This is a genomic window from uncultured Flavonifractor sp. (genome assembly GCF_944383115.1).
Lineage (GTDB): Bacteria > Bacillota > Clostridia > Oscillospirales > Oscillospiraceae > Flavonifractor.
This window is the reverse complement of record NZ_CALWOJ010000090.1, coordinates 1-8040: the sequence shown is the minus strand read 5'-3', so window position 1 is coordinate 8040 and position 8040 is coordinate 1. Positions and strand designations below refer to the sequence as shown.

At 60.9% G+C, this 8040-nt stretch carries 8 protein-coding genes and 1 other annotated feature; of the genes, 2 read left to right on the top strand and 6 right to left on the bottom strand.

What is annotated here, in order from left to right:
• The 6 genes from Q0K43_RS09120 to rsxC form a co-directional block, all read right to left on the bottom strand.
• On the bottom strand, positions 1-788 hold a 788-nt coding region (locus Q0K43_RS09120; protein WP_297290236.1), incomplete at its 3' end, for an RnfABCDGE type electron transport complex subunit B.
• 22 nt (positions 789-810) lie between these two features.
• The gene (gene rsxA / locus Q0K43_RS09115) at positions 811-1401 is read right to left on the bottom strand and encodes an electron transport complex subunit RsxA (protein WP_297290235.1); all 591 of its coding nucleotides are present in this window, start codon (positions 1399-1401) and stop codon (positions 811-813) included.
• Positions 1401-2084, bottom strand: coding sequence for an electron transport complex subunit RsxE (rsxE, locus tag Q0K43_RS09110; protein WP_087187713.1), 684 nt, complete (start codon positions 2082-2084; stop codon positions 1401-1403). Before rsxE ends, rsxA begins: the two co-directional genes overlap by 1 nt.
• Positions 2085-2098: 14 nt before the next feature.
• A complete protein-coding gene (locus tag Q0K43_RS09105; protein ID WP_087388325.1) occupies positions 2099-2656 on the bottom strand; it encodes an RnfABCDGE type electron transport complex subunit G in 558 nt (185 codons plus the stop codon).
• A gap of 3 nt (positions 2657-2659) precedes the next feature.
• On the bottom strand, positions 2660-3721 hold the full coding sequence (locus tag Q0K43_RS09100; protein ID WP_297290234.1) for an RnfABCDGE type electron transport complex subunit D: 1062 nt from the start codon (positions 3719-3721) through the stop codon (positions 2660-2662).
• Positions 3718-5064, bottom strand: coding sequence for an electron transport complex subunit RsxC (rsxC, locus tag Q0K43_RS09095; RefSeq protein ID WP_297290233.1), 1347 nt, complete (start codon positions 5062-5064; stop codon positions 3718-3720). The genes Q0K43_RS09100 and rsxC overlap by 4 nt, the downstream gene beginning before the upstream one ends.
• Positions 5065-5426: 362 nt before the next feature.
• Positions 5427-5645 (top strand) — a binding site (T-box leader).
• Positions 5646-5700: 55 nt separating this feature from the next.
• On the opposite strand from rsxC, the gene ilvB reads away from it, so the two are divergent.
• A complete protein-coding gene (gene ilvB, locus Q0K43_RS09090) occupies positions 5701-7410 on the top strand; it encodes a biosynthetic-type acetolactate synthase large subunit (protein WP_297290232.1) in 1710 nt (569 codons plus the stop codon).
• Between the two features lie 15 nt (positions 7411-7425).
• Positions 7426-7983 carry an acetolactate synthase small subunit gene (gene ilvN, locus Q0K43_RS09085; RefSeq protein WP_297290231.1) on the top strand — a complete coding sequence of 186 codons (558 nt, stop codon included), beginning with the start codon at positions 7426-7428 and terminating at the stop codon, positions 7981-7983.
• Positions 7984-8040: the final 57 nt, after the last annotated feature.

Below are 8040 nucleotides of genomic sequence, written 5' to 3'. Positions count from 1 at the left end.
ACGGTGATCAGCTTGCGGGGGCACTTCTGGGCGCAGATGCCGCAGCCGATGCACTTCTCGTAGTCGATGACGGCCAGATTGTTGACCATGGTGATGGCTTCCTTGGGGCAGTTCTTCATACACAGAGAACAGCCGATACAGCCGTTGTCGCATACCTTCCGGGCGTCCGCGCCCTTGTCGTGGGAGGAGCAGGGAATGGTGACGTGACGCTTAGTCTTATAGGGCTCCAGAGCGATGATGTGGCGGGGGCACACGTCCACGCACTTGTTGCAGGCCTTACACTTCTCCTCGTCCACCTTGGCCACGCCGTCGATGACGTGGATGGCGTCGAAGGGGCAGACTTTCTCACAGGAACCCAGACCCAGGCAGCCGTAGGAGCAGCCCAGATCGCCGCCGCCGGGCAGCTTGGAGGCGGCCACGCAGTCGTGGAGGCCCACATAGTTGTACTGCTTGTAGTTCTGACCGCAGCCGGTGCAGTGAACCTGAGCGATCTGCTTCACGGCAGCGCCGGCGGACACGCCCATGATCTCGCCGATCTGGTTGGCAACAGCCTCACCGCCGGCGGCACAGGCGTTGACGGGGGCGGTACCCTTCACCACGGCGGCGGCATAGCCGGAGCAGCCGGGGAAGCCGCAGCCGCCGCAGTTGGCGCCGGGCAGGCAGCCCAGAATGGCCTCCTCCCGGGGGTCCACCTCAACGGCGAACACCTTGGCGGCAATGGCCAGGACCAGGCCGAAGATGGCGCCCAGCACAGCCAGGACCACAACGGCAAAGATAACAGTATTCATATCCATGATTCATCCGCCTCCCTTAACCAAAGACCTTCAGGCCGGAGAAGCCCATGAAGGCCAGGGCCACCAGGCCGGCGGCCATCAGGGCGATGGGGAAGCCCTCAAAGGCCTTGGGGCACTTGGAGAACTCCATGCGCTCACGGATGCTGGCGAAGATCACGATAACCAGCAGGAAGCCGATACCGCCGGTGACGCCGTACACCACGCTGGTGATGAAGTCGTAGTTGTTCTGGGTGTTCTGCAGCACCACGCCCAGCACGGCGCAGTTGGTGGTGATCAGAGGCAGGTACACGCCCAGGGCCTCATAGAGGGAGGGCATGGACTTCTTCAGGAACATCTCAATGAACTGCACCAGGGCGGCGATGACCAGGATGTAGGTCACGGTCTGCATGAAGGTCAGCCCCAGAGGCACCAGAATCAGCTCATTGATGGGCCAGCAGATAGCGGAAGCCAGACCCATGACGAAGATGACCGCCAGGCCCATGCCAGAGGCCGTCTCCACCTTCTTGGACACGCCCATAAAGGGGCAGATGCCCAGGAACTGAGCCACGATAAAGTTATTGACCAGGATGGCGCCAAGGGCCACGGTAAACAGGTTTGCCCAATCCATTACTTGGCCACCTCCTCAGCCTTTTTCTCGCCCTTCTTGGGCTTGTTCAGGATGTACTGCATGGCAGCGATAAGCACGGCCAGCGTGATAAAGCCGCCCACGGGGAGAATCATGCCCAGAGCGGGGATGCCCTCGGGCAGGATGCGAATGCCGGCGGCGGTACCCAGGCCGAAGACCAGGTTGCCGTCCTTGCCGATCTCCAGCAGGCCGCCCATGATCGTGCCATTGCCCAGGAACTCACGGATAACACACATGATTACCAGGATCATGGTATAGCCCAGGCCCTGGAAGATACCGTCCATGGCGGAAGCACCGATGCCGTTCTTGTAGGCGAAGGACTCGGCCCGACCCAGAATGATACAGTTTACCACGATCAGGGGGATAAACAGACCCAGGCTGGCCGACAGGGCAGGTACGAATGCCTGGAGCATCAGGTCCACGATGGTCACGAAACCGGCAATGACCACGATGAAGCAGGCAATACGGATATTGTTTGGAATAATCTTACGCAGAGCAGCGATAATGATATTAGCCAGGGTCAGGATCACCAGCACAGACACACCCATGCCTAGTCCGTTGAACAGGGTGGTGGTGATGGCCATGGTGGAACACATACCCAGCAGCTGGACGGTAACGGGGTTCTGATAGAACAGACCGTCCATCAGTTGTTTTCTTGCATTCATGGTTCGTTCCCTCCTTAACCCATGCTGGCCGCGGCGGCAATAGCGGAGGAAACCGCCTCGCATACGCCTCGGGAGGTGATGGTGGCGCCGGTGAGCGCGTCGATGGTGCCACCATCCTTGGTCACATGGACCTCACCAGTGGCACCAACGAACTGGGCACGGAAATCCTCCTTGCTGGCGTTGGAACCCAGGCCGGAGGTCTCGCCGGTCTTAACGATGGACACACCGGAGCAGGCTCCGGTGGCGTCCACGCCCACCATGATGGTCAGGTTGCCGCTGAAGGAAGTGGCGGGCTTGACCTGCACCACATAGCCGGCGTCGCCGGCGCTGTAGACGTCTTCCACGGTGGCATCGCCGCCGGTGTACTGATCGGTAACCTTCTCATAGCTGTCGGCAGGCAACACGGCAGCCATGGCCTCCTGGGTGGTCTTTTCGTTATTGGCCGCAATGTAGGGCTTGGTGACCTCGTTGGTCAGGCCCAGCAGCAGGGCGGTAACAGCACAGATGGCAAACAGCACGATGACCAGGGTGGCCATGCCGGCTTCTTTCTTCTTGGTTACAGTTTCGCTCATGGCTTAGCCCTCCTTTCCGGCTTTGGCCTTCGCCTTGGCGGCAGCCTTCATTTCCTTGGTGACGCCGTAGCGGTTGGGCTTACCCACCTTGTCGATGAGCCACACGCAGCAGTTCATGATCAGGATGGAGTAGGACACGCCCTCGGGATAGCCGCCGAAGTAGCGGATGAACACGGTGAGCAGACCGCAGCCGATGCCGAAGATGACCTCGCCCTTCTTGGTGACGGGGCTGGTCACATAGTCGGTAGCCATGAAGAAGGCGCCCAGCATCAGGCCGCCGGTACACAGCTGATAGAGCATCCAGGTGAGCCGGTCGTTGCCGCCCATGGGGAAGGCAAAGGTGAGTACCGCCACGGTGGCGATGTAGGCCACAGGGATACGGGCCCGGATAACGCCCCGCCAGATCAGGTACAGCCCGCCCAGCAGCAGCATGAGGGCGGAAACCTCACCGATACAGCCGCCCACGTTGCCCACGAAGGCGTCCAGCAGGGAGGCCTCGGGCAGCAGGCCGCCGTGCATAAAGTCGGCGGACAGGGGGGTGGCGCCGGTGACGATGTCGGCGCCGGCCATAGTGACCTCGCCGGAGATGAGGCCGGCCCACTTGTCAGCACCGATACCGGGCACGATCCAGGTGGTCATGGCCACGGGATAGCACAGCATCAGGAAGGCACGGCCGCCCAGGGCGGGGTTCATGAAGTTCTGACCCAGACCGCCGAAAAGCTGCTTGACCACCACGATGGCGAAGAAATCGCCGATGATCAGCATCCAGTAGGGCAGGGTGGGCGCGCACACGAAGGCCAGCAGCACGCCGGTGACGGCGGCGGACAGGTCCTTGTTGGCGCAGGACTTCTTCATCAGCTTGCGGTAGGCCCACTCGAAGAACTCGCAGGCCACCACGGAGATGATGGTAGCAACGAGGGCACGAGGGCCGAAGAACACCACGCCCATGATCAGGGCGGGCACCAGCGCGATCAGCACGTCGCGCATCAGGTTCTGGGTATCAATGGGGGAGGCCACGTGGGGGGACGAGGCCACCGTCAGATTCAGCTTCTTTTCCTCATTCATGCTTTGGCCGCCTCCTTTGCCGCTTTTTCCTTGGCCGCCAGATTCCGTAGCTCACCCTTGGTCACGCGGAAGGACTGGACCAGATGGATACGGGCGGGGCAGATGTAGTTACAGGAACCGCACTCGATGCAGTCCATAACGTTGAGGGCCTCCGCCTCTTTCCACATGCCCTTCTCGGCGTACAGGTGCATGTACACAGGAGTCAGGTGCATGGGGCAGACGTTGACGCAGCGGCCGCAGCGCAGGCAGACCTCTTCCTCCACCACAGGGGCAGCCTCATGCTTGGTGAGGCAGAGTACGGCGTTGGTGCCCTTGATGCAGGTGACGTCCAGATCATACTGGGCGATGCCCATCATGGGGCCGCCGGTGAGGATGCGCTCAGGCTCTTCCTTAAAGCCCTTGGCCTCGTCGATGAGGGTCTGGAAGGACACACCCAGGGGTACCATCAGGTTCTTGGGGTCCTGGATGGCGTCGCCGGTGACGGTGATGACGCGGTGGGTGACGGGCTTGCCCTCCACCACGGCGTCGTACACGGCGGCGGCGGTGCCCACATTGAACACGGCGCAGCCCACATGGGCGGGCAGGCCTCCGGGAGGTACTTCCCGGCCGGTGATGCGCTGGATGAGCTGCTTCTCAGCGCCCTGGGGGTACCGGGTGCGCAGAGACTCCACAGTTACGTCGCCTCTGCCGCCCACCAGCGCCCGCAGATGCTCGATGGCGTCTTCCTTGTTCTCCTCCACGCCGATCACGCCGTTCTTCAGGCCGAAAGCCTGCAGCAGAATGCGCAGGCCGCCGATGACCTTCTCGCCATGCTCCAGCATGAGACGATGGTCGGCGGTGATGTAGGGCTCGCACTCGGCGCCGTTGAGGATCACGGTGTCCACCTTGCCGATACCGGAGCTGATCTTCACATGGGTGGGGAAGCCGGCGCCGCCCATACCGGTAATGCCCGCTTCCTTCACGATGTTGACGATCTCATCCGCACTCAGCTTGGTGTAGTCGGCATGGGGAACCAGTTCAGATCCCCAGGTGTCCTGGAAATCGTTCTCGATCACCACCGACATGCACTTGCCGCCGCCCACATAGGGACGGGGCTCCACCGCTTTGACCTCGCCGGAGACCGAAGCGTGGATGGGTGCGCCCAGACCGGCGATCTCGCCGATCTTCTGACCCACTTTGACGTGGTCGCCCACCGCCACGATGGGCTTACAGGGGGCACCGATATGCATGGACATAGCGATGACCACCTGCTTGGGAGCAGCGCTCAGAGGCGCTATCTCCTTGTGGCGTGCCAGCTCCTTCCGGTCATGGGGGTGCACGCCGCCGTAAAAGCTTTGCTTCATAGGTCCACCTCGCAAATCTGACCCACACACGGGCCATTTTTCTGAGTTGTTTGACCGGTATCTCAAACAGAATAATCATATCGCAAAGCGGTTCAATTGTCCAGTTAAAACCGTCAAATTTCTCCCCATTTTTTGTTTTAAACCGGCAGGTTTTGTAAAAAAGCTGCGTTTATTCCCTTCTTTTGCCCTCAGGAGCCCTCTATACCGGCCGGTTTGTTGATTGACGGAACCGTTTAATTTTTGGTCTTGCTTGGGCGCTTTACTTGTTTAAAATGCAGAAGTTTCAAAAGGCCGATTGACAAAGCGGGAGGGGAACGTTATCATAATACCTACAATTTGCAGCTTACCCGGTTGGGTAAGCCCTAAATGCGATGACCGGGACAGTACGGGCGGCGCGCAAGCGCAGAGAGGGAGCGGCTGGTGTAAGCTCCCGTGAGGCCGCACCGGAAGGTCACCCGGGAGCGGTCCCGCCGAAGGCTGTAGGCGGGAACGGCCACCCCCCGTTATCGGGGCAAGAGTGCGCGGGCCTGCCCGCGAAATTAGGTGGTACCACGGAGTGTCATGGCGGCTTCGTCCTATGGGACGAAGCCGCCATGTTGTTTTTCTCCCATACCAGCCAAAGGAGGTCTTTCCACCATGAGAATGAAAACAGCCCAGATCTTAATGGAATGTCTGCTGGAGCAGGGGGTGGATACCGTATTCGGTTACCCCGGCGGCACCATTCTGAATGTATACGACGAATTCGAGCTGCACGGCTATAAAAATAAGATCCGGCACATCTTGACCGCCCATGAGCAGGGCGCCTCCCATGCCGCCGACGGCTATGCACGGGCCACCGGCAAGGTGGGGGTGTGCTTCGCCACCTCCGGCCCCGGGGCCACCAACCTGACCACCGGCATTGCCACCGCCTACTACGACTCCTCCCCTGTGGTGTTCATTACCTGCAATGTCAGCGAGAACCTGATCGGCAAGGACTCCTTCCAGGAGGTGGACATCACCGGCATCTCCATGCCCATTACCAAGTGCAACTACCTGGTGAAGGACCCCACCCAGCTGGCCGACGTGATCCGGGAGGCCTTTGCCATTGCCCGCACCGGCCGGCCCGGACCGGTGCTGGTGGATATCGCCAAGAACGTTACCGCCGCCGAGGCGGAGTATGAACCCCTCCCTCTGGCCGAACACCCCAACCACGGCCGTCTGGGCGCCATGCTCCGCCGGGCCAGCCACGAGCTGAAAGCCCCCGAGCCAGACGCCGGCGATATTCAGACCCTGCTGGACATGATTGAGGAGGCCCGCAGGCCCCTGGTATTGGTGGGCGGCGGCGTCATCCGCTCCCGTGGCGCGGTACCTCAGTTCCGCAAATTCATTGAGACCCTCAACGCTCCGGTAGCCTCCACCATCATGGGCGGCGGCGCCTGCCCGGGCAACCACCCCCTGTTCACCGGCATGATCGGCATGCACGGCTCCCACGCCTCCAACATGGCCAGCGACCAGTGCGATCTGCTCATCGCCATCGGCTGCCGGTTCTCCGACCGGGTGGCCACCGACCCCGCCACCTTCGCTCCTAACGCCAGGATCGTACATATCGACATCGACCGGGCGGAGATCGACAAGAATGTCAAGACCCACCACCACATCATCGGGGACGCACGCCGGGTGCTGGAACTGCTTAACGCCAGGCTGCCCGCTCACGACTACCCTGAGTGGAAACAGTGGGTATTCTCCCACCAGGAGGTCCCCCTGAAAAAGGATGAGATCCTCCACCCCCATGAGATCCTGGAGACCATCCAGGACGTCACCGACGGGGACGCCATCATCACCACCGACGTGGGCCAGCACCAGATGTGGTGCGCCCAGTACTACCACTTCTCCCGGCCCGGCCAGTTCATCACCTCCGGCGGCTTCGGCACGATGGGGTTCGGCCTGGGTGCCGCCATGGGCGCCGCCGTGGGCAATCCCGGCAAGGTGGTGGTCCAGTGTACCGGCGACGGCTGCTTCCGCATGAACTGCCATGAACTGTGTACCGCCGAGCATTACAACATCCCGGTCATCACGGTCATTTTCAATAACCGCACCCTGGGCATGGTCCGTCAGTGGCAGAATCTGATCTACAACAAACGATTCTCCCAGACTGACCTGGATCGCGGGCCCGACTTTGTAAAATTGGCGGAGGCCTACGGCATCCAGGGCGAGCGGGCCGCCACCCAGCCGGAATTTGAGGCGGCCTTCCGCCGGGCGGTAGCCTCCGGCAAGCCCTATGTGATCGAGTGCGCCATTGATAAGGACGCTATGGTGCATCCTATGGTATCGGCCGGCACCCCGGTCACCGACTTCATTCTGGATTAAAGGAGGGTGTGGACTATGAACGAACTGAACGTCACCCGCCGCACCCTCTCGGTGCTGGTGGAAAACTCCGCCGGCGTCCTGTCCCAGGTCTCCCGGCTCTTTTCCCGCAAAGGCTATAACATTGAATCCCTGGCTGTGGGTACCACCGACGACCCCACGGTGTCCCGTATCACCATTGAAGTGCTGGCCGACGGCCCCATGATCGAGCAGATCATGAATCAGCTGCGCAAGCAGTTCCCCGTCTACTCCGTCCAAGAGTTGAAGCCGGAGCGGTCCATCCGCCGGGAGCTGGTCATGTTCAAGGTGAAGGCGGAGACCCACGACATCCGCAACGAGGTCATCCAGATTGCCAACATCTTCCGGGCCTCCATCATCGACGTGTCCCTGAAATCCCTGACCCTGGCCCTCATTGGCGACGAGACTAAGGCGGAGGCCATGCAGAAGCTGCTGGAGGCCTTCGGTATTCTGGAGCTGGTGCGCACCGGTATGGTGGCCCTGGAGCGAGGCGCCTACACCATTGAGGACGAGACCAAGGAGCAGACCGAATTTAATCTCGGCAAGAACTTCCTGTGAGGTCTCGGCCCACCCCGAAATCTTTTCTGAGATTGTATCATACTTATCATTCTTTTT

What these genes read in the sequence shown, in the direction of transcription:
- rsxA (WP_297290235.1), bottom strand. Translation starts at nt 1,401, where the DNA reads ATGGATTGGGCAAACCTGTTTACCGTGGCCCTTGGCGCCATCCTGGTC.
- rsxE (WP_087187713.1), bottom strand. Translation starts at nt 2,084, where the DNA reads ATGAATGCAAGAAAACAACTGATGGACGGTCTGTTCTATCAGAACCCC.
- Q0K43_RS09105 (WP_087388325.1), bottom strand. Translation starts at nt 2,656, where the DNA reads ATGAGCGAAACTGTAACCAAGAAGAAAGAAGCCGGCATGGCCACCCTG.
- Q0K43_RS09100 (WP_297290234.1), bottom strand. Translation starts at nt 3,721, where the DNA reads ATGAATGAGGAAAAGAAGCTGAATCTGACGGTGGCCTCGTCCCCCCAC.
- rsxC (WP_297290233.1), bottom strand. Translation starts at nt 5,064, where the DNA reads ATGAAGCAAAGCTTTTACGGCGGCGTGCACCCCCATGACCGGAAGGAG.
- ilvB (WP_297290232.1), top strand. Translation starts at nt 5,701, where the DNA reads ATGAGAATGAAAACAGCCCAGATCTTAATGGAATGTCTGCTGGAGCAG.
- ilvN (WP_297290231.1), top strand. Translation starts at nt 7,426, where the DNA reads ATGAACGAACTGAACGTCACCCGCCGCACCCTCTCGGTGCTGGTGGAA.